The following is a 26641-nucleotide window of genomic DNA, read 5'->3' on the forward strand; positions in this document are numbered from 1 at the left end:
GACGCGCGAGCGGGGTCTGACAGGGCGCCGCTATCGTCACCGGACAGGATCGATATCGTTATCGATCTGCCCGCCGTGAAGGAGATGACGATGACGATGTCGCCCGATCAGCTCACGTTCGACAACCCCGTCGAGCGCCACGCGCACATCAAGCCGCACGCCTCGTGGCAGCCGCTGCCGGGACTCGACGCGGAGCTCGACCCCAAGGCGGACCACGGTGAGACCAGCTACCGCGGTACGGGTCGTCTTCCCGGCCGCAAGGCGCTGATCACCGGCGGCGACTCGGGCATCGGTGCGGCGGTCGCCATCGCGTTCGCGCGCGAGGGTGCGGACGTGGCCCTCAGCTTCCTGCCCGAGGAGCAGGTCGACGCGGAGGCCATCGCGGAGCACGTGCGGGCGGCCGGTCGCACGGCGGTCCTGCTCCCCGGTGACATCCGGGACCGGGAGTTCTGCCGGTCCCTCGTCGCCGACGCGGTCGACGGCCTCGGTGGGCTCGACATCCTGGTGAACAACGCGGCGCACCAGGTCTACCACCAGAGCTTCGACGAGCTCGACGAGGCCGACCTGGACCGCACGATCCAGACCAACCTGTACGCGATGTTCTGGATCACGCGCGACGCCCTGCCGCACCTGGGCCCGGGCTCGACGATCATCAACAGCACGTCGGTCCAGGGGTACAACCCGTCGCCGATGATCATCAACTACGCGTCGACGAAGTTCGGGATCATCGGCTTCACGAAGGCCCTCGCCGCCGACCTCGCCCCTCGTGGCATCCGCGTGAACGCGGTGGCACCCGGGCCCGTGTGGACGCCGCTGCAGGTCTCCGACGGGCAGCCCACCGAGAAGCTGAACGGCTTCGGGGAGTCGTCGTGGCTCGGCCGGACCAGCCAGCCGGTCGAGCAGGCGCCGGCGTACGTGTTCCTCGCCTCGCCGGAGTCCAGCTTCGTCGTGGGGGAGGTCATCAACGTCAACGGCGGGGCGAACGTGCCGTGACGTGCGGGCCGCAGCCGAGGTCGCTGACCGTGGTTCCCGGCCGCGTGGGCCGGCACACAGGTCAGCCTTGTCCCGTGCGACACGTCGCGCGGTACGGACCCAGCGCGGAGGCGTAGGTCGCCCACTCGACCTCGGTGAGGTTGCGACCGGCGACCCGGCAGGCGGCCGAGCTGAGGTGGACGGGGTCGAGGTCCCACTCGGCGACGCCCTGGGCGACGGTGACCAGCACGGCGGCGCCGTCGGGGCGCAGGTAGCCCGGGTAGGTGATGCGAGTGCCGTACGGCAGCGAGGTGCCGACGGGCACGCTGACCTCCCGGTACCTGGGTGTGGAGCTCGGGATCGGCTCGCCGAGCCGGATCCCCGCGTCCACGTCGTAGACGCTGACGCTCTGGTCGTTGGCGGCGGCGATCAGGATGGTGCCGTCGTCGGAGAACTGCAGGTTGGAGATGGCACCGCGCGCGCCCGGCAGGTCCCGGAGCGTCTGCATGGTCCCGCTGTCGACGAGYGAGATCGAGCCGCGTCGGGCGACTGCGAGCAGTCCGTCGTCCCGCAGGGCGACCGCGTCGGCGCCGAGCCGTGCCGGACCGAGGGGCTTGCCGGTGCGGCCGTCGTACATCTGGAGGACCGTGGTCGTCCCGGAGTCCGCGGACACCGAGCCGGTCTGGTCCTGGATTCCGTCCTCGAGCGCGATCGCCACCAGCGAGCCGTCCGAGGTCGCGGACATGTCGATGACGTCCTGGTCGCGGCCGTCGATCGGGTCCGGATCCCACTCCTGCGCGTCTCTCCTGCCCTCCCACAGCTGCCAGCCGGTCATCACCACGTACGCGCGGTCGCCCGACGGGGCCGACCAGATCTCCCTGGCGTGGTCGGGCACGCGCAGGCCGCCCGGTACGTCCTGGCCGGTCTGCACGTCGATCGAGTGCAGGAAGTGCTCGCCCGGCACGTAGGCCGTGACGATGCCCCGGAACAGCCACTTGGCACCGACAACCGAGTCGGGCAACGCCTGCACCTGGCTGTCCGTGCGCGGGTCCCACACCGCGTACGACGTGAGGTCCGCCGTGCTCTGTGCGTCCGTGGGTCGGCGCGCGGTCAGGAACATTCGGCCGTCCGGGTCGTACCCGGCGACGGCCACGGAGCCTCGGGCCAGGAGCCGCGTCACCGGGCCGGACCCGTCGACCATCCAGCGCGTGATCACCGGCGCGCCGGCGCCGAACACGACGAGCTCGCCCTGCGAGACCGACAGCTCCCCGACGTCGCCCCGCTGGATGTCGAGCTCGACCCCGTTTTCGGCTCCGGTGGTGAGGCTGCGTTCGCGCACGACTCCGAACCGGTCGCCGCAGAGCACGAGGCCGGCCTCGAGAGCCACGGTGGCCCACGAGCACGAGTCCCCGCCGTCGGCTCCGAGGTCGGCCGTCCACGCGACCGTCCCGGTGGACGGCGCGGCGGCCAGCATCGAGGACGGTCCGATCAGGACGACGAGGTCGTCCCCGGCAGCGACGGCATGGTCATCGACGACGGCGCGCCTGCCCGGGAGGTGCTGGTAGACGGGCGACTGGTTCAGGGTGCCTTCCACTCCGCTGCGACGCCTCTGGGCGGACGGCGCCGGGGTGTCGATGGTCCGCAGCGTGACGAGCGAGGTCGGGTCGAGCACGCGGACGGGGCCGTCCGATGAACCCACGACGAGCCGCCCCGAACCGTCGAACGCTGCGGCGGCCTTCCCGGCGCTCTCGGCGGTCGCGAGCACGACGCCGTCCTCGACCCGCCACGACGTCACGGAGCCGTCGTTGCCCGCGACGGTCACGACCACCTCTCCGTGCGGGTCGATGGCTAGCCCACCCACTGGTCCGGTCGTCAGCGGGCCGAGGAGCCGCGTCCCGGTGGCGATCTCGTCGACGGTCAGGGACCTGCCGGCCTGGATCGCCACCCGGGTGCCGTCGTCGCTGACCCGCACGAGCGGGCGTGGCCCTTGGTCCGACGGCGCGACTGGATCGAAGGTGCGGATGATGGAGCCGTCGTCCGTCTCGATCAGCTGGGGAGCGCGGGCATCCACGACGACGATCGATGTCGCGGTCCCCGGGACGGTCGACCCCGCGATGCGTACGGCGTCGGGGACGCGTCGGTAGCTCACGAAGCCCGGGGCGGCGGTGAAGGTGCTCAGCAGCGCCGAGCGAGCGTGCGCGTCGCCGGGTGCGCGGCGGTAGGCCTCGACGGCGAGCAGGGCCGCCGCGTCGCGGTTGGTCGCCTGCAACGCGATCGACTGGTTGACCAGCACCTGCAGCTCGGCGGCGTCCCGCGCCCGGGCAGCGTCCGACCGGCTCACGCCCGCCACCGAGGCGGCCACGATCGCCAGGACGAGGACGGCGACCACGCCCGACAGGGCTGTCCGCAGCCGACGGTTCTGCCGGGCGTCGCGCGCCGCTCGCAGCGCGAGCTGGTCCTCGTCCGCCCGGCGAAGCGCCTGTGCCGCGTCGAGGAAGTCGCGCTCGTCGGCAGTCAGGTCGGGGTTCGTCGTCGTCCGCCACTCGAGGGCCACGTCCAGGCGGGCCCCTCGGTACAGCTCGCCGTCCGGGCGCCCGAGGGTGTCCCAACCGTCCGCGGCAGCGTTCAGGTGCCGCAGGACGCGCACGCCGGCCGCGTCGTCGTCGAGCCACGTCCGCAGACGGGGCCAGGCACGCACCAGCGACTCGTGCGCGATCTCGATCGTGCCCTCGTCGGCGGTGAGGAGGCGCGCCCGGACGAGGTCACTCATGACGCGATCTCGGCCACCGTCGAGGCCCAGGGCACGCACGGGTTGGCGACGGTGGATCGCACCGCCGTCGCCCGACGGCGTCACCAGGCGCAGCAGCAGGGCGCGGCACGTGGCACGGTCCGCTGCCGAGTACCCCTGGTACACGCGCTCGGCGGTCTGCGCGACGGCGGCGGAGATACCACCGGACGCCCGATAGCCGTCGACGGTCAAGACCGAACCGTCGCGTCGGCGCCAGGTCTCGACGAGGGCATGGGAGAGCAGCGGGAGCGACCCGGCACCGTCGCCGGCCTCGTTGACGAGCAGCTCGACCAGACCGTGCTCGAGCCGCAGGCCGGCCTGCCGGGCCGGTTCCTCGATGACGTCCCGCAGCTCGTCGTCGGTGAGCGGCCGGACCAGGTGCAGACCCTTCTCGGTCAGCTGCGCCAGACGGCGGTCGATGCTCAGCCCGGCGATCTGGTCGGCCCGCACGGTGACGACGACCAGGCGATCGTCGGTCGCGGCCGCGAGCAGGCGGCAGAAGTCGCGGACGACGTCCTCCCGGAACCCGCCGACGAACAGGTCTTCCAGCTGGTCGACCACCAGGGCCGACGTCGCCGGGGTGCTCCCGAGCGCCTCCCGGAGGGTGCCGACGGGGTCCGGGCCCGGCATGACGACCACGGGGGAAGCGCCGTGGCGACTGAGTGCCGCGGCCACGCCGGCGCGCGCCAACGAGCTCTTGCCGGCTCCCGACGGCCCCGCGATCACGAGGAGCGGGTGGTCGTGCAGGCGGGTGACGCAGACCTCGGTCTCGGCGGTACGACCGAAGAAGTTCTCGCTGTCGTCGACGCCGAACGCGGCGAGGCCTCGATAGGGGCAGTCATGGTGGCGGGCCGGCGCGGGTTCGACAGCAGCGAGCCTCGGGTCGTGGTGGAGGATCTGCTGCTCCAGGTCGGTCAGCTGTGCGCCCGGGTCGACACCGAGCTCGCTGACCAGGTGCCGGCGGGCGTCCCGCAGGGTGAGCAGGGCATCTCCCTGTCGTCCGCAGCGGTACTGCGCCAGCGCCAGGATCGCCCACCGCCGTTCGCGGAGCGGGTCCTGTTCGAGCAGCTTGCGGGCCTCGCTCGCGACCGTGCGGTGCTCGCCCGCGGCCAGCTGCGCGTCGAGGAGGTCCTCCTCGCAGGTGGACCGCAGCTCGTTCAGCCGCGCCACCTCGCTCGCGGCGCCGGACCACTCGCGCAGCTCCGTGAACGGGTCTCCCCGCCAGAGCGCCAGCGACCTACTGAACGCGCTCGCGGCGCGGTCCGGCTCCCCGGATGCGGCGAACGCACGCGCGCGGGCGACCCCCTCGTCGAACGTGTCGACGTCGACCTCCCCGGGCGGCAGGTCGAGCCGGTACCCGCCCTGGCAGGTGATGACCGCGCCCGTCGGCAAGGCCTTGCGCAGGTGACCGATCGTGGCCTGCAGCTGCTTCGGCCACGTGCCAGGTGGGTCCGGACCCCAGCTGGCGTCCGCGAGCTCGTCGAGGCTGACGGCGAGAGGGCGGCGCAGCACCAGAGCGCAGAGGGCCGTCCTCGCCCGGGGGCTCAACGACGCAACGCCATCGAGCTCGATCGGCCCCAGCACACGGACGGCCATCTCCGCAGTGTGTTCCCGCTGTCCGGGACGGTCAATCGCGCGCATACCGGGTGTATACCGGCGGAGCGACGGCCTGATACCGCCCGGTCCGACGGTCGTCGCATGAACCGATCACGACGTCCCCATGTCACGACCTTGCTGAGCTTCGACTTCGAGCAGGAACCGGAGCCGACTTCTTCGCCCGAGCCGCCACGACACGCTGCTCGACGCGCCGGCGCCGCGGCTGTGCTGGCGGTCTCGGCCTTCCTCGTCCTCCACCCGCCGGACGTGGTCGGGGGAACGCCGGTGCCGGAACCGAGCTCGTCGGCCGCCCCGTCGTGCGGGCTGGCGATCCCGTGCTCACCGTCCGGTGAGGTCGCGGCCCGGTGGGCGCAGGAGAGAGAGGCGGCGCGCCTGGCACGCGAGCGCTGGCTCGGTCGATGCCCGCCACACCCGTTCGAGTCTGGCCGGGTACCGGCTCCGTGCGGATCCGACGGAGCTCCGCCGACCCCGTGAGTCGACCCCTCAGTGGGAGACGGCCGCTCGGCCGCCCCGCGGATCCAGCAGCTCGGCCACCCACCGCATGACGTGGGCGACGTGCGGCCGTACGACGTGCCGACGCCGCGGCCGATCCAGCTCGGGCACCACCGGCGCCTCGGGCATCGCCGAGTGCGCCAGGTTCCAGGTGGCCCTCGTCCCGACGAACGCAAGTCCCTCGATCATCATGACCTCGCTACCAGTGAAACGGGTTATACCGGTAGTCTACGAGTGCGCTACCATCAAAACAAGATATGGAGGCAGCAGAATGCAGATGGTCCCGGAGCTCGTCGGCGGCGCGCTGTGCCTCGACATCGCGAACTCGGTGGACGGCCGCGTCCTCGACGAACCGGTGGACTACCTCGCGACGTACGCCGACCTGGTCGACTGGGTGACGCGCGCCGGTGGTCTGTCGCCCGCGGACTCGGACGCACTCCTGGCTCTCGCCGACGCCGACCCCGAGGCCGCCGCGCAGGAGCTGGTCCGCGCCCGCGCCCTTCGCGAGGCCGTGTTCGCCCTGTTCTACGGACGCGCGACGCACGGCCGTGCGGACACCGTGGCAGTCCAGGAGGCCTTCACCGACGCGCTCCGGCACGGCCGGCTCGCGCCGGGCGCCGACGACAGCCTGCGCTGGACGTGGGACCCGGACCTGCAGCTCCCGCGCTGGCTGGTCGCGCGGTCGGCGGTCGAGCTGGCGACGAGCGGCGCGCTCGGCCGGGTCAAGGCGTGCGCGTCACAGGACGGCTGTCAGTACCTGTTCGTCGACACCTCGAAGAACGGCAGCCGCCGGTGGTGCAGCATGGCCGACTGCGGCAACCAGGCGAAGTCGAAGCGGCTCACCGAGCGCCGCCGCGCGAGCCGTCCCGCTCAGGCCACCAAGCCGCTGCGGTAGGCCGCAGCGCCTCCAGCTCGCGCGGCGTCATCGCGCTGTCGGCCGCGACGGCAGGTGTTCAGTGCTCTCCGCGCACCTGCATCCACCGCGGCCGCCCGTCGGGATCCACGACGAGGTCGTACACCGGAGCCGCGAGCAGGCGCTGCCAGAGGGGGAGCTGCACGGCGTGGTGCGCCCGCAGCCGGCCGGGCGGGCGCGGGCCCGAGCGGCCGCCGTCGTGCCAGGCGTCGAGGGCCGCCGCGCTCGAACGGACGGCCTCGAACGCGTCGTCGGGGTCGATCAGCCCTTCGTCGTCGTCGCGATCGAGATGCTCGCGGCACAGCTCGAGCCGGAGCTCGCGCGCGAAGCGGCGGGCACCGTCGCCCAGACCCGCGGGGTCGCGCGGCTCCCGTCCGTCCCGGCGCGAGTCGAGGATCGCCGCGGTGAGCTCGGAGTCGTGGGTCCACGACCGACGGTTGAAGTTGTCGCTGCCCACGGTGGCCCAGACGTCGTCGATGACGCAGACCTTGGAGTGCACGTAGACGGGGTCACCGTCGTGGTTCTCGACGTCGACGACCTGGACGCGGTCGCCACCGGCGGCGCGCACGATCTGCAGGGCTCGAGCGTGGCCGAGCCGCACCGGCGGCAGGCCCAGGCGGGAGTCCTCGTCCGGAAACCGGGGGACGACCGCGATCAGGTGCAACCGGGGCTCGCGGCGCAGGGCGGCGGCGAACACGTGCGCGACCTCGGCCGACCAGAGGTACTGGTCCTCCACGTAGACGAGGCGCCGGGCTCGCCGCAGGGCCTTGGCGTACCCGCGGGCGGTGCTGCGCTCGCCGCCGGGCGCGAACGGGTACGCGGGACGGCGGTGCGGGTAGGTGCGCAGGAGCTGGACCGCGCAGGTGCCGGCAGCAGGCGGGTCCGGGCTCGGCGGCGGGAGCAGGCTGGGCCGTCGGTCCTCCCCGTGCGCCAGGTCCGGGACCACCTGCCACGGCAGCCGGGACAGTGCGGCCGGGTCCTCCCACCGCTCCCGGAACACGTCCTCGACGTCGCGGACGGCCGGGCCGCGGATCTGGACGTGGACGTCGTGCCACGGCGGCCGCGGCCCGTACTGGTGGGCGAACGGCACGGCCTGGGGATCGCCGCGGTGGTCGGCGTCGTCCCGCCTCCCGCGCGCCAGGTCGATCCCGCCGAGCAGGGCGACGTCGTCCGCCGGCCGCTCCGGGTGGCGGATGACGACGAACTTCTGGTGGTGGCTGCCGACGGCGCGTACGCGCTGGTCGAGCAGCACCTCGCCGCCGACGTCGTTGAGGCTCTCGGAGAGGTTGCGGTTCTCCTCGTTCGAGAACCGCAGGCTGTCGATGTGTGAACGCCACACCAGACCCTTGACGAGCGCGCCGCGGAGCACGGCCGCCGACAGCGCCTCGGTGACCGTCTCGCCACTGTCGGTCAGCTGTTCGTCGGGATCCCCGCGCCAGTCGGTGAAGAGCACCACGTCGTTCTGGCCCGCCCGTGCCAGCGCCTCGGCGAGGACGGCGAAGTACGTGTAACCGTGCACGAGCGGGCGCACCGCGTTGCCCTCGGTCCAGGGCCGGATCCTCGTCGCATCGTTGCCGCGCTGCGGTCCGGTGAGGAACCAGCCCAGCTCGGTGCGCCCTGCGGCGATCGCCGGCAGGCGCACCCCGGACCGGGTCGCGCGACGCAGGTGCGACCTGAGGCTGAGCGCGGTGAGCGCGAAGCGGTGCACGGGACAAAACTCGCACACGTGGCGGCGGCCGGCCACGCGCGAGACCGGCACCCGAGCTCGACCTCGCGACCTCGTGGTCCGCGGGTGCACGCGCTGGGCGAACGGGTGACGGGGCTGGCCCAGGTGCGCGCGCGTGCCGATGATCGTGGTGCACGACCTGCCCGCTCCGCCGTCATGACGGCGTTCGTACGGGCTCGACGAAGGAGTTCGCCATGGGCAGCACCCCCCGGTCCAGGTTCCCGCGCCGCAACCTGGTCGCGAAGGTCGGCATCGGGCTGGCCGTCGCCGTGGGTGCGGTCGGTGTGGCTGTCGCCCCCGCGATCGCCGACTCGGCGGTCGACGACGGCGGTGACCAGGTGGTCGTCTCGCCCACCGACGAACCGACAGCCGAACCGACGACGGAGCCCACGGAGGTCCCGGTCGTCGAACCGACCGTCGCACCGTCGGACGATGCGGCAGACGACTCCGAGGATGCCGTGGACGGTGCCGCCGACGCAGACGGGCCTCCGGCCGACAGCTTCGGTGCGTGGGTGTCGACGCAGGCGCACGAGGGCGGCGTGGACGGCCAGGCGATCTCCGAGGCCGCGCACGAGCGCAACGACGCGCGCCGTGCTGCCAAGGCCGTGGCGACGCCGAAGCACCCGCGCGACAAGTAGCGTCGATCGGCTCCTCCTTCACCGCCCCACGCCGACGTTCGGACGCCTGTCGGTCACGCTCGGTCGCGGGAGAGCAGCAGCGCCTCGCCCTGCCCGCCTCCGCCGCACAGGGAGACGGCCGCGCGTCCGTGTCCCCGCCGTGCCAGCTCAGCCGCGGCGTGGCCGGCCAACCGCGCCCCCGACGCCCCGATCGGGTGCCCGAGCGCGATCGCGCCGCCGTGCAGGTTCGTCTGCTCCAGCGGATAGGCGAGATCGCCGAGCGACTGCACCACCACGGAGCCGAACGCCTCGTTGATCTCGAGGAAGTCCACGGTCGACAGGTCCCAGCCACCCCGCGCCAGCGCAGCCGAGATGGCCGCCGACGGCTGCGAGTGGAGCGAGTTGTCCGGCCCAGCCACCTGCCCGGACGCACCGACGGTCGCGAGCCACGCGAGCCCGCGTTCCTCGACGACCTCCCGTGCCATCACCACGACGGCGGCGGCCCCGTCGGTCAGGGGTGACGCGTTGCCCGCCGTGATCGTCCCGTCGGCCGAGAAGGCGGGCTGCAGCGCCGCCAGCGACTCCAAGGACGTCTCGGGCCGAAGGCCTTCGTCCGCCGACACGACCACGGGGTCGCCCCGGCGCTGGGGCACCTCCACCGGCACGATCTCGTCGGCGAACACGCCGGAGGACGCGGCCTCGGAGGCCCGCCGGTGGCTCGCCACGGCCACGGCGTCCTGCGCCTCCCGCGGGATCGACAGCGCCTTGTTCCCGCGCTCGGTCGACGACCCCATCGACTCCCGGTCGAACGCGTCGGTCAGCCCGTCGAACGCCAAGGAGTCCACCGCCTGGATGTCCCCGTAGGTCCACCCCCGACGCGATCCGGGCAGCAGGTGCGGCGCCTGGCTCATCGACTCCTGCCCGCCGGCCACCACGATCGACGCCTCGCCGAGCCGGATCATCCGGGCGGCGTCGATGATCGCGGTCAGCCCGCTGAGGCAGACCTTGTTGATCGTCGTCGCCGGCACGGTCCACGGGATGCCGGCCTTCACGGCCGCCTGCCGGGCGGGGTTCTGGCCGGCGCCGGCCTGCACGACCTGGCCCATGAGGACCTGGTCCACGTCACCGGGATCGACCCCGGCCCGCGACAGGGCGCCGCGGATCGCGACGGCACCCAGCGATGCGGCGGACAGGGACGAGAGCGCGCCGTTCAGGCGAGCCATCGGCGTCCGCGCGAAGGACACGATCACGACCTCGCGGTCCGTAGTCATGAGAGCACCACCTCCAGTGGAACCATCGAGGTCGCCGCCAGGACCTCGTCGACGGACACCCCGGGCGCGCACTCCCGAAGGACCAGCCCGTCCGGGGTGACATCCAGGACCGCCAGGTCAGTGATGATCCGATCCACCACCCCGACCCCCGTCAGCGGCAGCGTGCACTCCGGCAGGATCTTCGCCGACCCGTCGCGTGCCACGTGCTCCATGAGGACCACGATCCGCTTCGCCCCGTGCACGAGGTCCATCGCGCCACCCATGCCCTTGACCATCTTCCCGGGGATCATCCAGTTGGCGATGTCGCCGCCGACGGAGACCTGCATGGCCCCGAGGATCGCGACGTCGACCTTGCCGCCGCGGATCATGGCGAAGGAGGTCGCCGAGTCGAAGTACGACGCGCCGGCAGCGATCGTGATGGTCTCCTTGCCGGCGTTGATGAGGTCGGGATCGACGGCGTCGTCGGAGGGGTACGGCCCCACCCCGAGCACCCCGTTCTCCGACTGCAGGACGACCGAGACTCCCGGCGGGACGAACCCGGGTACGAGCGTCGGAAGTCCGATCCCGAGGTTCACGTACGACCCGTCGGACAGCTCCAGCGCCGCCCGCGCCGCCATCTGCTCACGCGTGAGGCTCATGAGACCGTCCTCCGCTCGATGCGCTTGTCGGCGACCTCGGCGGGTGAAAGTGGGACCACGCGGTCCACGAAGATCCCCGGCAGATGGATCGCATCGGGGTCCAGAGTCCCGACGGGAACGAGCTCTTCGACCTCCGCGATCGTCACGGCGCCGGCCGCTGCGCACAGCGGGTTGAAGTTCCGCGCTGAGGCGTGGAAGACCAGGTTCCCGAGTCGGTCACCGGCCGCGGCGCGCACCAGAGCGAAGTCCGCAGTGATCGCCTCCTCGCGCACGAACTCGTGCGAGACCCCTCGCACGGAGAACGTCTCGACCGGCTTGGGGGGCGACGAGACGAGCACCGAACCGTCGGGGGAGTACCGCCACGGCAGCCCCCCGGAGGCCACCAACGTCCCCACCCCGGTCCTGGTGTAGAACGCCGCGATCCCGCTCCCACCTGCACGAAGACGCTCGGCGAGGGTGCCCTGCGGGGTCAGCTCCACCTCGAGCTCCCCGGCCAGGTACTGCCGCGCGAACTCCTTGTTCTCGCCCACGTACGAGGCGATGATGCGCCGGATACGACCCGCCTGCAGCAGCAGGCCGAGCCCCCAGTCGTCCACGCCGCAGTTGTTGCTCACCACCTCCAGGTCCTGGACGCCGGAGTCGAGCAGAGCGTGGATCAGCACGCTCGGGATACCGCACAAGCCGAACCCACCGACCGCGAGGGTCGCCCCGTCGGGGATGTCGGCTACCGCCTCGACGGCGGACTGGACGACCTTGTCCATTCTTGCCTCCTGTCGACGAGGTCATTGTGCGCCGACCGGTCGACACTCGCGCCAGCCCATGGGCACAAGGTCCCTTGCGGACTTACCCTGGCGGGACATCAGGCAATGGGGCCTAGCTTCACGAGAGCGACGGTTCCGCCACCACAACGGAGCGAAACATGTTGCGTGCAGATGTGTCACCCAGCCGTGCCCTGCCCACCCATCAGCAGGCGGAAGCGCTGCAGCTGGTGACCCCCGACGGCGTCCGTCGAGCAGACCCGGAGTACGACCCGTGGATCGCCGACGTCGACGAGGAGCAGCTCGAAGCCCTCTACGAGGACATGGTCGTCGTGCGCCGCTTCGACACCGAGGCGGTCGCGCTGCAGCGACAGGGACAGCTCGGGCTGTGGCCCCCGCTCCTGGGCCAGGAGGCGGCGCAGATCGGCTCCGCCCGCGCCCTGCGCAGCGACGACTTCGTGTTCAGCAGCTACCGCGAGAACGGCGTCGCGTACTGCCGGGGCGCCCAGCCGACCGACCTCATGCGCGTCTGGCGGGGCACCGCGCTGGCGGGCTGGGACCCGCGCGCGATCGGGATGGCGACGCCGCAGGTGATGATCGGCTCGCAGACCCTGCACGCCACCGGGTACGCGCTCGGCTGCGTCAAGGACGGCGTCGACTCGGTAGCCGTCGCGTACTTCGGCGACGGCGCCACCAGCAAGGGCGACGTGCACGAGGYCATGGTCTTCGCCGCGACGTTCCACGCCCCGGTGATCTTCTTCTGCCAGAACAACCAGTGGGCGATCTCCGAGCCGGTGGGCCTGCAGGCGCAGCGCCCGATCGCGGACCGCGCGGCCGGCTACGGCATCCCCGGCATCCGGGTGGACGGCAACGACGTCCTCGCGGTGATGGCCGCCACGCGCTCCGCCCTCGACCGGGCTCGACGCGGCGACGGCCCCACGTTCATCGAGGCGGTCACCTACCGGATGGGCCCGCACACCACGTCCGACGACCCCACCCGGTACGTGAACCCCGAGGACAAGGCGCTCTGGGCCGCCAAGGACCCGATCGCCCGGCTCGAACGGCTGCTGCACACGCGCGACGCGCTGTCCGAGGAGCGGACCTCCCAGATCAAGGAGAAGGCCGAGGCGTTCGCCGCGGCGATGCGCAGCGGCTGCTACGGGCTGCCGGTCCCCGAGCCGCTGAGCGTCTTCGAGGACGTGTTCGTGGACCCCACGCCCGCCCTCGAACGGCAGCGCAGCCAGTACGCCGCCTACCTCGCGATGTTCGACGAGGAGGCGTGATGACCACGATGACCCTGGCCGCGGCGCTGAACTCCGGCCTGCGGCACGCGCTCGACGACGACCCCACGGTGGTGCTCCTCGGCGAGGACATCGGCACCCTCGGGGGAGTGTTCCGGGTGACCGACGGGCTCCAGCGCGACTTCGGCGCCGACCGCGTCATGGACACCCCGCTCGCGGAGTCCGGGATCATGGGCGTGGCCGTCGGCCTGGCGTACCGGGGGTACCGGCCGGTCGTGGAGATCCAGTTCGACGGGTTCGTGTACCCGGCCGTCGACCAGCTGGTCACGCAGGTGGCGCGGATCCACTACCGGACCGGGGGCGCGGTCCGCATGCCGATCACCGTCCGGATCCCGTACGGCGGCGGCATCGGGGCGGTCGAGCACCACTCCGAGTCGCCCGAGGCCTACTTCGCCCACACGCCGGGTCTGCGCGTGGTCACCTGCGCGAGCCCGCAGGACGCGCACACGATGATCCGCCAGGCGATCGCGTGCGACGACCCCGTGGTGTTCTTCGAGCCGAAGCGGCGCTACTGGGTCAAGGGCGAGGTCGACGAGTCGTTCGACGACGTCCCGCTGCTCGACCGCGCACGCGTCGTCGTCGAGGGCACCGACGTCACGCTCGCCACCTACGGCCCGCTCGTCATCACCGCGCGCGACGCCGCACTGGCCGCGCAGGACGACGGGCTGTCGGTCGAGGTGGTGGACCTGCGCTCGCTCTCGCCGATCGACGTCGACACGCTTGAGGCCTCCGTGCGCAAGACCGGCCGGCTCGTCGTGACGCACGAGGCCCAGGCCAGCGGTGGTCTGGGCGCCGAGATCATCGCGAGCATCACCGACCGCTGCTTCGACGTCCTCAAGTCGGCCCCCGTGCGCGTGACCGGGTTCGACACCCCGTACCCCGCCGCGAAGCTCGAGGAGCACTTCCTGCCCGACCTCGACAAGATCCTCGATGCCGTCGACCGCGTGATGGGCAGACAGCACTCCCTGACCGGATGGAGGGCGTCATGACCACGATCCAGACCGTGACGCTGCCGGACCTGGGCGAGGGGCTCACCGAGTCCGACCTCGTGGAGTGGACCGTCGCCGTGGGCGACACCGTCGAGCTCAACCAGGTGATCGCCGAGGTGGAGACCGCGAAGGCGCTGGTCCAGCTGCCGTCGCCGTACGCCGGGGTGGTCGCCGAGCTGCTCGTCGAGCCGGGGGCGACCGTGCCCGTGGGGACCGCGCTGCTGACGATCGCGGTGGAGGCGCCGGTGGATGCCACGCCCTCGACGGCACCGACCTCGCAGCCCGCAACTGTGCCCGCGGCGGAGACCGACGCGGAGGCCGAGCCCGCCGCGCCCGAGCGGACCGCCGTGCTCGTCGGGTACGGGCCCCTGGTCGAGGGGTCGTCGCGACCTCGCCGCCGGTCGAAGTCGGAGGACTGGACCGCGGCGCACGCGGCCGCCGACGAGGTCGGTCTCGCCCTGGCGGGCGGTCGCATCGGGCCGAGGGTGCTGCCGCCGGTGCGCAAGCTCGCGCACGACCTGGGGGTCGACCTGAACAAGATGGAGGGCTCGGGCAAGGACGGGATGATCACGCGGGAGGACGTCCTCCGGGCGGTGTCCGGTGTGGACGTCTCGCCGGCGGCTCGGCGGCCCGACGCGTTGTCCGCCGCGCACCGCCCCGGCCTGGCCAGGCCTGTCGAGACGACGCCGACGCCCCGCCGCGACGAGTCCGCGCGCGAGGTCCGGACCCCGATCGCGGGGGTGCGCAAGCAGACGGCCGCCGCGATGGTGGCCAGCGCGTTCACGGCTCCGCACGCCTCGACGTCGCTGACGGTCGACGTCACGCCGACGCTCGACCTGCTGGAGGCGTTCGCGTCCGATCGTGCCCTGCAGGGCCACCGGATCTCGATCCTCACGCTCGTCGCCAAGGCGGTGACGATCGCGCTCGGTCGCAACCCGTCTCTCAACGCGCACTGGGACGAGGCTGCGGGGGAGATCGTCCAGTTCGGCTACGTCAACCTGGGCATCGCCGCGGCCACCCCGCGGGGGCTGCTGGTGCCGAGCATCAAGGACGCGGACCGCCTGCGGCTGCCCGACCTGGCGGACGCGATCGGTGCGCTGACCGAGAGTGCGCGGGCGGGGACGTCGACGCCCGCGGACCTGGCCGGCGGGACGATCACGATCACGAACATCGGGGTGTTCGGCGTCGACACCGGCACGCCGATCCTGGTCCCGGGACAGGCGGCGATCCTGGCGATGGGCGCGATCCGGCGTCGGCCGTGGGAGTTCCAGGACCAGCTCGCGCTGCGCAGCGTGATGACGCTCAGCCTGTCGTTCGACCACCGGCTGGTGGACGGGGCCGAGGCCGCGCGGTTCCTCGCCGACGTGGGGGCGATCCTCGCGCGGCCCGGGGTCGCCCTCAGCATGGTCTAGGCCTCGCGAGGGGGCCGATGAGCTACGTCGACCTCATCGGCCGAGGGCGGCCAGCGCCATCTGCTCCAGCACTGCCCGTGTGCGGGCCGCCGTCACCGACCGCGCGCTGTGCGGGGTCGAGTTGAGCAGCCCGAACGTCGCCTGGGCCCGCAGGCGCAGCTCGGCGCGGTCGGTGGTCGGGCTGAGCCGCGCGAGCACGTCGACCCACAGCTCGATGTAGCGACGCTGCAGGTCACGGACCGACTCGCGGTCCTGCGGGCCGAGCGCGGGCAGGCTCCGGTCCTGCACGCGGATCACGTCGGGGTCGCGCAGCGCGAAGTCGACGTGGAACCGCACGAGCGCGCGCAGGGCTGCGGAGGCGTCGTCCCCGGCCGAGTCGACGACCGAGCGGCCGCCGTCCAGCAGCCCCTGGCTGACCCCGACGAGCAGCGCCGCGAGCACGGCCTGCTTGCTGGGGAAGTGGCGGTAGACGGCGGGCCCGCTGACGCCGACCGACGAGCCCAGGTCCTCGATCGAGACCCCGTCGAACCCGTGGCCGGCGAACAGCCGGGCGGCCTCCGACAGCAGCGCGCTGCGGCGTTCGGCCTTGGCGCGGACGCGGGCGGTCGTGGGGGCCTCGGACATCGACTCGCGCTCCTCCATGGACAACGACGTGATCGAACACTAGCCTCCTTTCAGTTAGTAATCACTAACTCAGTTCGTCTCTCCCACCACCCCCGTGGAGACAGCGTCGATGGAGATGCTCAGCACGACGGCCGACCCCGCGGCGGACGCGTTCGTCGCGAACGAACGGGCCCAGCGCGCCCTCGTCGCCGAGCTCCGGGACCGGCTGCGCACCGCGGCCGAGGGCGGTCCGCTGCGCTCGCGGGAGCGGCACGTGGCCCGCGGCAAGCTGCTGCCGCGGGAGCGGATCGACGTGCTGCTCGACGACGGGAGCCCGTTCCTCGAGGTCGCACCGCTGGCGGCGCACGAGCTCTACGACGGCGAGGCCCCGGGCGCCGGGGTGATCGCGGGGATCGGACTGGTGCACGGCCGGCATGTCATGGTCCTGTCCAACGACGCGACCGTGAAGGGCGGCACGTACTACCCGCTGACGGTGAAGAAGCACCTGCGCGCGCAGGAGATCGCGCTCGAGAACCGGCTGCCGTGCATCTACCTGGTCGACTCCGGCGGCGCGTTCCTGCCGATGCAGGACGAGGTGTTCCCGGACCGCGACCACTTCGGCCGGATCTTCTTCAACCAGGCCCGGATGTCCGCCGAGGGGATCCCGCAGGTCGCGTGCGTGATGGGCTCCTGCACGGCCGGCGGCGCCTACGTGCCGGCGATGAGCGACGAGACCGTGATCGTGCGCGGCCAGGGCACGATCTTCCTCGGCGGCCCGCCGCTGGTGAAGGCCGCGACCGGCGAGGTGGTCACGGCCGAGGACCTCGGCGGCGGGGAGCTCCACTCGCGCGTCTCCGGGGTCACCGACCACCTGGCGGAGAACGACGCGCACGCGCTGCAGATCGTGCGCGACATCGTCGCGACCCTGCCCGTGCCCCGCGAGACCGCCTGGGAGGTCCACGAGAGCCGGCCGCCGAAGGTCGACGAGGCCCAGCTGTACGGGGTCGTGCCGACCGACCTGCAGACCGGGTACGACGTGCACGAGGTGGTCGCGCGGCTGGTCGACGGCAGCGAGCTGCACGAGTTCAAGCGCGAGTACGGCACCACGCTGGTCACCGGGTTCGCGCGGCTGCACGGGCACCCGGTGGGGATCGTCGCCAACAACGGGGTGCTGTTCAGCGAGTCGGCGGTCAAGGGCGCGCACTTCATCGAGCTGTGCGACCAGCGGGGGATCCCGCTGGTGTTCCTGCAGAACATCTCCGGGTTCATGGTCGGCCGCGACTACGAGGCCGGGGGGATCGCGAAGCACGGCGCCAAGATGGTGACCGCCGTGGCGACCACCCGGGTGCCCAAGCTGACGGTCGTGATCGGCGGCTCGTTCGGGGCCGGCAACTACTCCATGTGCGGGCGGGCGTACGGCCCACGGTTCCTGTGGATGTGGCCCGCGAGCCGGATCTCGGTCATGGGCGGCGCGCAGGCGTCGTCGGTGCTGGCCACCGTCCGCCGCGAGCAGCTGGGCGAGCAGTGGTCCGCCGAGGACGAGGAAGCCTTCAAGGCCCCGCTGCGGGAGCAGTACGAGACGCAGGGGAGCCCCTACTACTCGACCGCGCGGCTGTGGGACGACGGGATCATCGACCCCGCGGACACCCGGCGGATCCTCGGCATGGCCCTCGACGTGTGCGCCGGCGTCCCCCTCGGAGAGCCCCGCTTCGGGCTCTTCCGGATGTGAGCGCCATGTTCGGGACCGTGCTCGTGGCGAACCGGGGGGAGATCGCCTGCCGGATCGTCGCGACCCTCCGGAAGCTCGGGATCCGCTCGGTGGCGGTGTTCACCGACGCGGACCGCCGCGCGCTCCACGTCGAGCGAGCGGACGTCGCGATCCGCATCGACTCCTACCTGTCCATCGACGCGGTGCTCGACGCCGCGCGCACGGCACGCGCGGACGCGATCCACCCGGGGTACGGGTTCCTCTCCGAGAACGCGGACCTCGCGCGGGCGTGCGAGGCGGCGGGCGTCGTCTTCGTCGGGCCCGGGGTCAAGGCGCTGGAGCTCATGGGCGACAAGATCCGCGCGAAGGAGCACGTGTCGGCCGCGGGGGTGCCGGTGATCCCGGGGTCGTCGTCGACCGGCGCCGCGGACGCGGACCGTGTCGGGTACCCGCTGCTGGTCAAGCCGTCCGCGGGTGGGGGCGGCAAGGGCATGACGGTCGTCGAGCGTGCCGAGGACCTGGCCGACGCCCTCGCCGGCGCCCGTCGGGTGGCCGCCGCGGCGTTCGGGGACGACACCCTGCTGATCGAGCGACTGGTCCGGACCCCGCGGCACATCGAGGTGCAGCTGCTCGCCGACACCGTGGGCAACGTCATCCACCTCGGCGAGCGCGAGTGCTCGCTGCAGCGCCGGCACCAGAAGGTCGTCGAGGAGGCGCCGTCGCCGCTGCTGGACGCCACCACGAGGGAGCGGATCGGCGCGGCCGCGTGCGAGGTGGCGCGGAGCGTCGGCTACGTCGGCGCCGGGACCGTGGAGTTCCTGGTGTCCGACGAGGCGCCGACGGAGTTCTTCTTCATGGAGATGAACACGCGGTTGCAGGTGGAGCACCCGGTCACCGAGCTGGTCACCGGCCTGGACCTGGTGGAGTGGCAGCTGCGGATCGCCGCGGGGGAGCCGTTGGCCGTGCAGCAGGCCGACGTGCGCCTGACCGGTCACGCGATCGAGGCGCGCGTCTACGCCGAGGACCCCCTCCGGGAGTTCCTGCCGAGCACCGGGACCGTGCGCGTGCTCGACGAGCCGACCGGCGAGGGGATCCGCGTCGACAGCTCCCTGTACGCCGGTCTGGAGATCGGGTCCAGCTACGACCCGATGCTGGCCAAGGTGATCGCGTGGGGACCTGACCGGGCCACGGCGCTCGCCCGCCTGGACCGGGCGCTGGCTGGCACCACCGTGCTCGGCGTCCGGACCAACCTCGCGTTCCTGCGGCAGGTGCTGGCCGACCCCGACGTGCGGGCCGGTCGGTTGGAGACCGGGCTGCTCGGACGACTGACTCCTGCGACGGCCGACACCCCGATCCTCGCCGCGGTCCTCGCCCGCCACCCGGCACCCGTCGGCCCCTGGGGGGTGGACGGCTGGCGCCTCGGAGATCCCCGCCCCGTGCGTTACGAGGTCGGAGACGTCGAGGTGGTGGTGCTCGGTCCGCCCGAGGACGCGACCGTGACCGTCGGCGACGACGCGCCCGTCCACGCGGCACTCGAACGCACCGGACCCTCCGCCGTGGCGCTCGAGGTCGACGGCGTGGTGCACCCGCTGCGCCTCGTCTCGGACGGCCCGGTCACCTGGGTCGGCACCTCTGAGCTGCGCTTCCGCAGCCGCGTCGAGCGCCTCGCCGACGAGCTCGCCGCTCTCACCCGCGGCACCCGTCCCGCCGACCCGGAGGTGCGCTCGCCGATGCCCGGCATCGTCGTCTCGGTCGACGTGCGCACCGGCGACCAGGTGGTCGCGGGCCAGAACCTCCTCACCATCGAGGCGATGAAGATGGAGCACCGGGTCGTCGCGCCCAGCGACGGCATCGTCACCCTCACGGTCCGACCGACCGACCGGGTGGCACTCGACCACGTGGTGGCCACCATCACCGGCCACCCCGACGAAGGGACACCGGCATGACCTACGACCTCACCCCCGAGCAGCAGAAGCTCCGCGACGAGGTGCGGGACTTCGCCGACACCGTCGTCGCGCCCGCCGCGTACGAGTACGACACCAAGCGGGAGCTGCCCTACGAGATCCTCGGCCAGATGGGGGAGATGGGGCTGTTCGGCCTGCCGTTCCCCGTCGAGTACGGCGGGCAGGGCCGCGACTACGTGGACCTGTGCCTGGCGGTCGAGCAGCTGGCGCGCGTGGACCAGTCGATCGCCGTGACGCTCGAGGCCGGGGTCGGGCTGGGCGCGATGCCGGTGTGGCGCAGCGGGACCGAGGCGCAGAAGCAGGAGTGGATCCCGATGCTCGCGCGCGGAGAGGCGCTCGCGGCCTTCGGGCTGACGGAGGCCGAGGCCGGGTCCGACGCCGCCGGCACCAAGACCACCGCGCGCCTCGAGGACGGTCAGTGGGTGATCGACGGGACCAAGCAGTTCATCACCAACTCGGGCTCGAAGATCACGCGGCTCATCACGATCACCGCGGTCACGGGCGAGAGCGTGCGCGAGGACGGCTCGGTGAAGAAGGAGCTCACCGCGATCCTGGTGCCGAGCGGCACGCCGGGCCTCACCGTGCTGCCCGCGTACGACAAGGTCGGCTGGCACACGTCCGACACCCACCCGCTGCGGTTCGACGACGTGCGCGTGCCCGAGGCGAACCTGCTCGGGGAGCGCGGCCGCGGCTTCGCGCAGTTCATCCAGACGCTCGACGAGGGCCGCGTCGCGTTCGCCGCCCTGTGCACCGGGGCTGCGCAGGGCTGCCTCGAGGAGGCCATGCGGTACGCCAAGAGCCGGAACGTGTTCGGCCACCCGATCGGCGACAACCAGCACATCGCGTTCACGATCGCCCGGATGGAGGCTCGCGTGCACTCCGCCCGGCTCGCGTGGCTCGACGCCGCCCGCAGGCTCGTCGCCGGGCAGCCGTTCAAGCTCGAGGCCAGCCTGGCCAAGCTCATCGGCAGCGAGGCGGCGATGGACAACGCCCGGGACGCGACGCAGATCTTCGGCGGGTACGGCGTGATGAACGAGAACCCGGTGGCCCGGCACTACCGCGACTCGAAGATCCTGGAGATCGGGGAGGGCACCACGCAGGTGCAGCTCATGGTGATCGCGCGCGAGCTGGGCTTCTCGACGGGCACCTTCTCGGGGGCGCCTCGATGACGCGCGACGTGGAGCAGCGGGGGCTGTACTACGACGAGCTCGAGCTCGACGTCCGGTACGTGCACCGCCCCGGACGCACGATGACCGAGGCCGACAACGTCCTGTTCTCGACGCTGACCATGAACCCGCAGGCGCTCCACCTCGACGCCGCGTGGTCCGCGGAGCAGCCGTTCGGGCAGCGGCTGGTGAACTCGATGATGACGCTGGCCGTGCTGGTCGGGAGCTCCGTGGCGCAGCTGACCCAGGGGACGATCGTCGCGAACCTCGGGTTCACCGACGTCCGGTTCCCGCACCCGCTGTTCCATGGCGACACGCTCTACTCGTCGACGGTGGTGACGGACAAGCGGCTCTCGTCGTCGCGCCCCGGACAGGGTGTCGTCACGCTCGAGCACACCGGCGTGAACCAGGACGACGTCGTCGTCGCCGTCGCGACACGCTCCGTCCTGTTCTGGTGCCGCCCGTGAGAGGCCCTGCGCTGCTCTTCTGTCCGGCGGACCGTCCCGACCGGTACGAGAAGGCCGCGGCCCGCGCCGACTCCGTGATCCTCGACCTGGAGGACGCGGTCAACCCCGACGCCAAGGCGTCCGCGCGATCCCTGCTCGCCACCGTCCCGCTGGACCCCGCGCGCACGATCGTCCGCGTGAACCCCGCTCCCGACCTCGACGACGACCTGCGCGCGCTGGCGCAGACGCCGTACCGCGCCGTGATGCTGGCCAAGACCTCGTCCGCAGACGACGTCCGCGCGCTCGCGGGCTACGAGGTCGTCGCGCTCATCGAGACCGCGGCCGGCGTGGTCAATGTGGCGTCGATCGCAGCCGAGCCGAACGTCGTCGGGCTCATGTGGGGTGCCGAGGACCTTGTCGCGTCGCTGGGCGGGACGTCCAGCCGGGGACCGTCCGGGGCGTACCGCGACGTGGCGATGCACGCGCGTTCCGCCGTGCTGCTGGCAGCCGGCGCGTTCGGGAAGGCAGCCATCGACGCGGTGCACCTGGACATCGACGACGTCGACGGGCTCGCGGCGGAGGCGGCCGACGCCGCGGCCTGCGGGTTCACCGCCACGGCGTGCATCCACCCGTCGCAGGTCGAGGTGGTCCGGGCCGCCTACCGGCCCGGTGTGGCCGAGGTCGAGCGGGCGCGTGCCGTGCTCGCCGCCGCGATCGGGCAGCACGGGGCGTTCCGGTGGGAGGGGCAGCTGGTCGACGGCCCGGTGCTCAAGCACGCGCAGGAGGTGCTGCGCCGCGCGGTGCACGACTGAGGCGCGTGCACCTGCGGGATGTTCCGCCGCGTCGCGTCACCACGTCATCGCCGATCGACTCGGGACCACCGACCCTGGTACGGGCGATGCTGCTGAGCAGGCTGGAAGGGGACCGGTCGGCGCGTCGATGCCGGGCAGCGAGGCCCGCACACGAGCCGGCCGGGGCCGCGGAGGCGATCATGGCCAGCACGATGAACCCCGTCCGCGCGGAGTCGACCGGCGGCCCGCTGCCGAGGACGGGGGTCCGGCGCTGGGCACCGCTCGCGGGCGTGCTCGTGCTGGCCGCCCTGACCGGGTTGCTGACCGGCCAGGTCGCACCGCTCGGTCCCGTGTCCGCGCTCGGCGCCCTGGTCGTCATGGCGACCGGCGCCGGACTGGGCCTCGTCGGCGGGCTCGTCGTCCGCTCCGCGTGGGTCGTCGTCCCGCTGGCCGTCGTGCACGTCGCTGCGATCGAGATCGCCCGCAGCGACGTGCTGCTCCCCACCGTGCACGACGTCCGGATCGACTCGATGTGGGGCCTGGCTGCGCTCGTCCTCGGCCGAGGGGTCACCGCGCTGCTGCTCGTCCTGCCGATGATCCTCGGCGCACGCGTCGGAGCAGGCAGGACGCGACGGCGGGACGGCAGGCTCGGCACCGCGGTGGTCGGGGTGCTCACTCTCGGGCTGGCCGTCGTCGTGGCGCTGCCCGCCGGCACCCCGCCGGTACGCGACGCCGGCGGCGAGATCGTGCCTGGAAGCATCGCGACGCTCGACACGGTCGCCCTCGGCGGCGATCCCCACACGGTGATGGTCCGGGCCGCCGACCCCGATGCCCCGGTGCTGCTGTACCTGTCCGGCGGTCCCGGGCAGTCCGACCTCGCGCTGGCCCGGGCCCTGTCCGAGCCCTGGGTCGACGACGTGGTGTTCGCGACCTTCGACCAGCGGGGCAACGGCACGTCCTATGCCGCGCTCCTGCCCACCGAGGAGGCCACGCTCGACCGGGCGGTCGCCGACGTCATCGACCTCACCCTGTACCTCCGAGCGCGGTTCGACGAGGACAAGGTCATCCTCATGGGAGAGTCCTGGGGCACGATCCTCGGCGTCCTGGCGGTCGAGCGGCGGCCCGACCTGTTCCACGCCTACCTCGGCAGCGGTCAGATGGTCGACGTCACCGAGACGGACCGGCGGATCTACCGCGACCTCGTCGCGTACGCGGAGCGGACCGACGACCAGGCGGTCGCGGACCTGACCGAGCGGATCGGGGAGCCGCCCTACGCCGACCTGCCCTGGGCGAACGCCGACGTCATGCTCGCCTACGAGTACCTCTACGGGTCGTACATGCCGTCCGAGGGCTACGTGGCACGCGGCGACGCCTCCCGGCTGGACGCGTTCGGTGTCAAGGGCGTCGAGTACACGCTCGTCGACAAGGTGGACGTGCTCCGGGGGTTGATGGACACCTTCGCGGTGATGTACCCGCAGATCCAGGGCCTGGACCTGCGCCGAGAGGTGCCGCGGCTGGAGGTCCCGGTGTTCGTGCTCGACGGGGCTGCGGAGCTGGACGGCCGGCGCGACCTCGCCCTCGAGTGGTACGCGGCGCTGGAGGCGCCGACGAAGCGGCTCGTCACGTTCCAGGACGCCGCGCACGCGGTGGCGTTCGAGCAGGCCGACGCCGTCGACCGGCTGCTGGTGGACGAGGTGCTGCCGCTCGTGGTGGACCGCTGACGAGGTGGTGCCGGGCGCCCGCGCCTACGCGGTCGCGCGCGGAGGCGCCGTCGACTCCCGCTCGATGACGGACGTGGCCAGCTCGAGCCGGCGCGTCGGCGACGACCCGTCGCGCGACATCTCGATCACCATCCGCGTCGCCTCGCGCGCCATCTCGGCGAGTGGCTGCCGCACGGTCGTCAGCTGCGGCGAGACCCACTGACACAGCTCCACGTCGTCGAACCCGACGACGGAGAGGTCCTCCGGGATCTGGATGCCGCGGGCGCGGGCCGTCTGGTAGACGCCGTAGGCCTGCTCGTCCGAGCCGGAGAGGATCGCCGTCGGCGGGTCGGCGAGGTCCAGCAGCTCACGGGACCGGGTGCGCCCACCCTCGACCAGCGAGTCCCCGTGCCGAACGAGCGCGGGGTCGAAGTCGATGCCCGCGTGCTGCAGCGCCGCCCGGTACCCGTCGAGGCGGTCCCGGTGGCAGACCTGCTCGATCGGGCCGGTGATCATCCCGATGCGGCGGTGCCCCAGCGCGATCAGGTGCTCGGTGGCGTCGCGGCCACCCGCCCAGTCGGTCGCCGCGACGGTCGCCAGCGACGGGTCCCCGGTTCCGACAGGGTCGACGAGCACGACCGGCATCCGCAGGCGGGCCAGCTCGTCCCGGCCGGCCGGGAGCAGCTCCGACACGACGAGCACGACGCCGTCGGACCCCCGCTCGGCGAGGTGGTCGAGCCAGTCGGGAGTGCCGACGGGATTCCCGTGCGTCGTGGTGACGACGAGGTCGGCACCCCAGCGCGCGGCCTCGGCCTGTGCTCCTCGCAGGAGCGCAGTCGCCCACTGGGTCTCGAGCCCGCTGATCACGAAGTCGACCAGCCCGCTGCCCTGGCTCTGCCGCTCCCTGCGCTCGTACCCGTGCTCGACGAGGAGCCGCTCGACCTCCCGCCGGGTCGCCACCGAGACGCCCTTCCGGCCGTTGAGGACCTTGGACACCGTCGGCACCGAGACGCCTGCCGCCGCGGCCACGTCCGCGATCGTCACTGCCTTGCCGCTCATCCCGATCCCCGTCCTGTCCTGCCCGCACGTTGACGAGTGCGCGTCCACGACCTATCGTAAGCGCAAACGAAAGTTGCTAGAAACTTTCGCACTCGACGACGAGGGCAGGTGGACGTGGTGGGTCAGGGACGCGGCGTGCAGCTCGTCGAGACACACCCGGCACCAGCGGCCGAGCCGCTGCTGAGGGCCCCGGACGCCCAGGTCTCGATCACCACCCCCACACGCCCGTCCACCGAGGACGAGCAGAACTGGAGAACAGTCATGCGGACGTCAACGACGACGCTACGAGGCCGCCGCATCGCGGTCGCCGCCGCGCTCGGCCTCGCCCTCGTGGGCCTCAGCGCGTGCTCGGGCAGCCCCGACGCAGCAAGCGCGCCCGGCTCGGCCACCTCGGGTGACATCACCTGGTGGGGCTGGACCCCGGACAAGACCAACGCCGACAAGCTCATCGCGGCGTTCAACGAGGAGTACCCCGACATCAACGTCGAGTTCGTCTCGAAGCCGATCGACTCCTACGACTCGGTGCTGAGCCCCGCGATCACCTCGAGCGACGGACCGGACGTCTTCAACCTCGCCCCCGGCTCCGCGAACGGCGGCGTCCAGACCTACGAGGGTGGCGCGATCGACCTCACCTCCGCGGTCGAGGGAGCGCTCGGCAGCGACTGGCGGGACAAGCTCGCACCCGCGGGCGTCGACGGCCTCACGGTCGGCGACAAGCTGGTGGCACTGTCCGCGGGAGCCGTGTACTCGGGCGGCCTCTGGATCAACCAGGGCATCTTCGACCAGTTCGGACTCGCCGCGCCGACCACGCTCGCCGAGTGGAAGGACGTCTGCGCGACGCTCGAGTCGAACGGCCAGGGCTGCTTCGTCCAGGGCGCCGGCCAGTGGGCGTTCGACATGGACACGTTCCAGGCGATCGCGAACAACGTCGACCCGGGCTCGTACATCAAGGCGACCCAGGGTGAGATCGCCTGGACCGATCCGGAGCTCGTGACGGCGATGGACCTGTGGAAGGGCCTCTTCGACGACGGGATCATGCAGGAGGGCGCCGTCGGCCTGCAGCAGTACCCGGACGCCAACAACGCCTTCATGTCGGGCGAGTACGCGATGGTCATGATGGGCACCTGGTACACCCAGTACGCCGTCAAGGACAGCATGGTCGCCGCGATGGAGGCGGCCGGTGTCGGAAGCCCGACGCCCATCACCATGACGCCGATCGAGTTCCCTGACCTGGCGGGCACGGGGCACACCGGATCGATGTTCGGGGACGCCGACTACGGCCTCGCCGTGAGCGCCCGCTCGGACGAGCAGGCAGCAGCGACGACCTTCGCCCTGTGGCTGACGACCAGCACGGTCGGGCAGCAGGCCGTCGCCAACACCCTGAACGACATCCCGGCGCTCAAGGGAATCACCCCGGCGTGGGACACGATCGACCTGGTCGACCCGGCCTCCCAGCGCGACGCGCTGCAGGCCTACACCGAGGCGGCCGGCGCCGCGAGCGAGCCCCGGTTCGCGACGGTGAGCGCCGACCTCAACAGCGCGCTGCGCGACGCCTTGATCGGCGTGGCGTCGGGGTCGATGACCTCCGAGGACGCGCTGGCGATCCCGCAGGGCGTGCAGGAGCAGGAGAAGTGAGCACCCGCACCGCGACGGCCACCCGGCAGGGACGGTCGTAGGCAGCCATGAACGCAGCAACGACGACGCAGCTCC

21 protein-coding genes are annotated in these 26641 nt (G+C 72.4%); 13 read left to right on the forward strand and 8 right to left on the reverse strand.

From position 1 onward, the window contains the following. The first annotated feature begins 96 nt into the window (after nucleotides 1–96). Nucleotides 97–993, forward strand: coding sequence for an SDR family oxidoreductase (locus tag AC1DXT_RS07180; protein WP_477060825.1), 897 nt, complete (start codon nucleotides 97–99; stop codon nucleotides 991–993). 61 nt (nucleotides 994–1054) lie between these two features. Here the strand turns inward: AC1DXT_RS07180 and AC1DXT_RS07185 are convergent, their stop codons facing one another. Beyond that, nucleotides 1055–5356 carry an nSTAND1 domain-containing NTPase gene (locus AC1DXT_RS07185; RefSeq protein WP_477060638.1) on the reverse strand — a complete coding sequence of 1434 codons (4302 nt, stop codon included), beginning with the start codon at nucleotides 5354–5356 and terminating at the stop codon, nucleotides 1055–1057. Between the two features lie 504 nt (nucleotides 5357–5860). Continuing rightward, nucleotides 5861–6058 carry a hypothetical protein gene (locus AC1DXT_RS07190; protein WP_477060639.1) on the reverse strand — a complete coding sequence of 66 codons (198 nt, stop codon included), beginning with the start codon at nucleotides 6056–6058 and terminating at the stop codon, nucleotides 5861–5863. Nucleotides 6059–6146: 88 nt separating this feature from the next. Here AC1DXT_RS07190 and AC1DXT_RS07195 point away from each other — a divergent pair, with 88 nt between their 5' ends. Beyond that, nucleotides 6147–6764 carry a CGNR zinc finger domain-containing protein gene (locus AC1DXT_RS07195; RefSeq protein ID WP_477060640.1) on the forward strand — a complete coding sequence of 206 codons (618 nt, stop codon included), beginning with the start codon at nucleotides 6147–6149 and terminating at the stop codon, nucleotides 6762–6764. A gap of 58 nt (nucleotides 6765–6822) precedes the next feature. Here the strand turns inward: AC1DXT_RS07195 and AC1DXT_RS07200 are convergent, their stop codons facing one another. Then, entirely contained in the window at nucleotides 6823–8541 is a 1719-nt protein-coding gene (locus tag AC1DXT_RS07200) for a phospholipase D family protein (RefSeq protein WP_477060641.1), read from the reverse strand. 161 nt (nucleotides 8542–8702) lie between these two features. On the opposite strand from AC1DXT_RS07200, the gene AC1DXT_RS07205 reads away from it, so the two are divergent. Then, nucleotides 8703–9146, forward strand: a complete 444-nt coding sequence (locus tag AC1DXT_RS07205) for a hypothetical protein (RefSeq protein ID WP_477060642.1) — start codon at nucleotides 8703–8705, stop codon at nucleotides 9144–9146. Between the two features lie 53 nt (nucleotides 9147–9199). Here AC1DXT_RS07205 and AC1DXT_RS07210 read toward each other — a convergent pair whose 3' ends face one another. From AC1DXT_RS07210 to AC1DXT_RS07220, 3 genes are read right to left on the reverse strand one after another with little or no spacing between them, the layout of a single operon-like run. After that, complete coding sequence (locus AC1DXT_RS07210; protein WP_477060643.1) at nucleotides 9200–10396, reverse strand: acetyl-CoA C-acetyltransferase; 1197 nt, start codon at nucleotides 10394–10396, stop codon at nucleotides 9200–9202. After that, a complete protein-coding gene (locus AC1DXT_RS07215; RefSeq protein ID WP_477060644.1) occupies nucleotides 10393–11034 on the reverse strand; it encodes a CoA transferase subunit B in 642 nt (213 codons plus the stop codon). The genes AC1DXT_RS07210 and AC1DXT_RS07215 overlap by 4 nt, the downstream gene beginning before the upstream one ends. After that, nucleotides 11031–11795 carry a CoA transferase subunit A gene (locus AC1DXT_RS07220; RefSeq protein ID WP_477060645.1) on the reverse strand — a complete coding sequence of 255 codons (765 nt, stop codon included), beginning with the start codon at nucleotides 11793–11795 and terminating at the stop codon, nucleotides 11031–11033. The genes AC1DXT_RS07215 and AC1DXT_RS07220 overlap by 4 nt, the downstream gene beginning before the upstream one ends. Nucleotides 11796–11953: 158 nt before the next feature. On the opposite strand from AC1DXT_RS07220, the gene pdhA reads away from it, so the two are divergent. Genes pdhA through AC1DXT_RS07235 form a run of 3 tightly spaced genes read left to right on the forward strand, consistent with a single transcriptional unit; the run spans nucleotide 11954 to nucleotide 15494 of the window. Continuing rightward, nucleotides 11954–13075, forward strand: coding sequence for a pyruvate dehydrogenase (acetyl-transferring) E1 component subunit alpha (gene pdhA / locus AC1DXT_RS07225; protein WP_477060646.1), 1122 nt, complete (start codon nucleotides 11954–11956; stop codon nucleotides 13073–13075). Then, on the forward strand, nucleotides 13075–14082 hold the full coding sequence (locus AC1DXT_RS07230; protein WP_477060647.1) for an alpha-ketoacid dehydrogenase subunit beta: 1008 nt from the start codon (nucleotides 13075–13077) through the stop codon (nucleotides 14080–14082). Before pdhA ends, AC1DXT_RS07230 begins: the two co-directional genes overlap by 1 nt. Beyond that, on the forward strand, nucleotides 14079–15494 hold the full coding sequence (locus AC1DXT_RS07235) for a dihydrolipoamide acetyltransferase family protein (protein WP_477060648.1): 1416 nt from the start codon (nucleotides 14079–14081) through the stop codon (nucleotides 15492–15494). Before AC1DXT_RS07230 ends, AC1DXT_RS07235 begins: the two co-directional genes overlap by 4 nt. 33 nt (nucleotides 15495–15527) lie before the next feature. Here the strand turns inward: AC1DXT_RS07235 and AC1DXT_RS07240 are convergent, their stop codons facing one another. Beyond that, on the reverse strand, nucleotides 15528–16118 hold the full coding sequence (locus AC1DXT_RS07240) for an SACE_7040 family transcriptional regulator (protein WP_477060649.1): 591 nt from the start codon (nucleotides 16116–16118) through the stop codon (nucleotides 15528–15530). A 109-nt stretch (nucleotides 16119–16227) separates the two neighbouring features. On the opposite strand from AC1DXT_RS07240, the gene AC1DXT_RS07245 reads away from it, so the two are divergent. The 6 genes from AC1DXT_RS07245 (at nucleotide 16228) to AC1DXT_RS07270 (ending at nucleotide 23893) form a co-directional block, all read left to right on the forward strand. Next, complete coding sequence (locus AC1DXT_RS07245; protein WP_477060650.1) at nucleotides 16228–17826, forward strand: carboxyl transferase domain-containing protein; 1599 nt, start codon at nucleotides 16228–16230, stop codon at nucleotides 17824–17826. Nucleotides 17827–17831: 5 nt separating this feature from the next. Beyond that, nucleotides 17832–19751: an acetyl/propionyl/methylcrotonyl-CoA carboxylase subunit alpha gene (locus AC1DXT_RS07250; RefSeq protein WP_477060651.1), complete on the forward strand. Its 1920-nt coding sequence runs from the start codon at nucleotides 17832–17834 to the stop codon at nucleotides 19749–19751. After that, nucleotides 19748–20938 (forward strand): acyl-CoA dehydrogenase family protein, encoded by a 1191-nt coding sequence (locus AC1DXT_RS07255; protein WP_477060652.1) that lies wholly within the window; start codon nucleotides 19748–19750, stop codon nucleotides 20936–20938. The genes AC1DXT_RS07250 and AC1DXT_RS07255 overlap by 4 nt, the downstream gene beginning before the upstream one ends. Then, a complete protein-coding gene (locus tag AC1DXT_RS07260; RefSeq protein WP_477060653.1) occupies nucleotides 20935–21402 on the forward strand; it encodes a MaoC family dehydratase in 468 nt (155 codons plus the stop codon). Before AC1DXT_RS07255 ends, AC1DXT_RS07260 begins: the two co-directional genes overlap by 4 nt. Then, the gene (locus AC1DXT_RS07265; protein ID WP_477060654.1) at nucleotides 21390–22193 is read left to right on the forward strand and encodes an HpcH/HpaI aldolase/citrate lyase family protein; all 804 of its coding nucleotides are present in this window, start codon (nucleotides 21390–21392) and stop codon (nucleotides 22191–22193) included. The genes AC1DXT_RS07260 and AC1DXT_RS07265 overlap by 13 nt, the downstream gene beginning before the upstream one ends. A 179-nt stretch (nucleotides 22194–22372) precedes the next feature. Then, entirely contained in the window at nucleotides 22373–23893 is a 1521-nt protein-coding gene (locus tag AC1DXT_RS07270; RefSeq protein ID WP_477060655.1) for an alpha/beta fold hydrolase, read from the forward strand. A gap of 24 nt (nucleotides 23894–23917) precedes the next feature. Here the strand turns inward: AC1DXT_RS07270 and AC1DXT_RS07275 are convergent, their stop codons facing one another. After that, nucleotides 23918–24931, reverse strand: a complete 1014-nt coding sequence (locus AC1DXT_RS07275; protein WP_477060656.1) for a LacI family DNA-binding transcriptional regulator — start codon at nucleotides 24929–24931, stop codon at nucleotides 23918–23920. A gap of 117 nt (nucleotides 24932–25048) precedes the next feature. Here AC1DXT_RS07275 and AC1DXT_RS07280 point away from each other — a divergent pair, with 117 nt between their 5' ends. After that, nucleotides 25049–26566, forward strand: coding sequence for an ABC transporter substrate-binding protein (locus AC1DXT_RS07280; RefSeq protein ID WP_477060657.1), 1518 nt, complete (start codon nucleotides 25049–25051; stop codon nucleotides 26564–26566). Nucleotides 26567–26641: the final 75 nt, after the last annotated feature.

This window comes from Cellulomonas sp. P1_G12_2 (genome assembly GCF_056405535.1).

What these genes read in the sequence shown, in the direction of transcription:
- AC1DXT_RS07220 (WP_477060645.1), bottom strand. Translation starts at nt 11,795, where the DNA reads ATGGACAAGGTCGTCCAGTCCGCCGTCGAGGCGGTAGCCGACATCCCC.
- AC1DXT_RS07260 (WP_477060653.1), top strand. Translation starts at nt 20,935, where the DNA reads ATGACGCGCGACGTGGAGCAGCGGGGGCTGTACTACGACGAGCTCGAG.
- AC1DXT_RS07250 (WP_477060651.1), top strand. Translation starts at nt 17,832, where the DNA reads ATGTTCGGGACCGTGCTCGTGGCGAACCGGGGGGAGATCGCCTGCCGG.
- AC1DXT_RS07245 (WP_477060650.1), top strand. Translation starts at nt 16,228, where the DNA reads ATGGAGATGCTCAGCACGACGGCCGACCCCGCGGCGGACGCGTTCGTC.
- AC1DXT_RS07180 (WP_477060825.1), top strand. Translation starts at nt 97, where the DNA reads ATGTCGCCCGATCAGCTCACGTTCGACAACCCCGTCGAGCGCCACGCG.
- AC1DXT_RS07255 (WP_477060652.1), top strand. Translation starts at nt 19,748, where the DNA reads ATGACCTACGACCTCACCCCCGAGCAGCAGAAGCTCCGCGACGAGGTG.
- AC1DXT_RS07240 (WP_477060649.1), bottom strand. Translation starts at nt 16,118, where the DNA reads ATGTCCGAGGCCCCCACGACCGCCCGCGTCCGCGCCAAGGCCGAACGC.
- AC1DXT_RS07270 (WP_477060655.1), top strand. Translation starts at nt 22,373, where the DNA reads ATGGCCAGCACGATGAACCCCGTCCGCGCGGAGTCGACCGGCGGCCCG.
- AC1DXT_RS07215 (WP_477060644.1), bottom strand. Translation starts at nt 11,034, where the DNA reads ATGAGCCTCACGCGTGAGCAGATGGCGGCGCGGGCGGCGCTGGAGCTG.
- AC1DXT_RS07190 (WP_477060639.1), bottom strand. Translation starts at nt 6,058, where the DNA reads ATGATCGAGGGACTTGCGTTCGTCGGGACGAGGGCCACCTGGAACCTG.
- AC1DXT_RS07230 (WP_477060647.1), top strand. Translation starts at nt 13,075, where the DNA reads ATGACCACGATGACCCTGGCCGCGGCGCTGAACTCCGGCCTGCGGCAC.
- AC1DXT_RS07235 (WP_477060648.1), top strand. Translation starts at nt 14,079, where the DNA reads ATGACCACGATCCAGACCGTGACGCTGCCGGACCTGGGCGAGGGGCTC.
- AC1DXT_RS07195 (WP_477060640.1), top strand. Translation starts at nt 6,147, where the DNA reads ATGGTCCCGGAGCTCGTCGGCGGCGCGCTGTGCCTCGACATCGCGAAC.
- AC1DXT_RS07205 (WP_477060642.1), top strand. Translation starts at nt 8,703, where the DNA reads ATGGGCAGCACCCCCCGGTCCAGGTTCCCGCGCCGCAACCTGGTCGCG.
- AC1DXT_RS07275 (WP_477060656.1), bottom strand. Translation starts at nt 24,931, where the DNA reads ATGAGCGGCAAGGCAGTGACGATCGCGGACGTGGCCGCGGCGGCAGGC.
- AC1DXT_RS07210 (WP_477060643.1), bottom strand. Translation starts at nt 10,396, where the DNA reads ATGACTACGGACCGCGAGGTCGTGATCGTGTCCTTCGCGCGGACGCCG.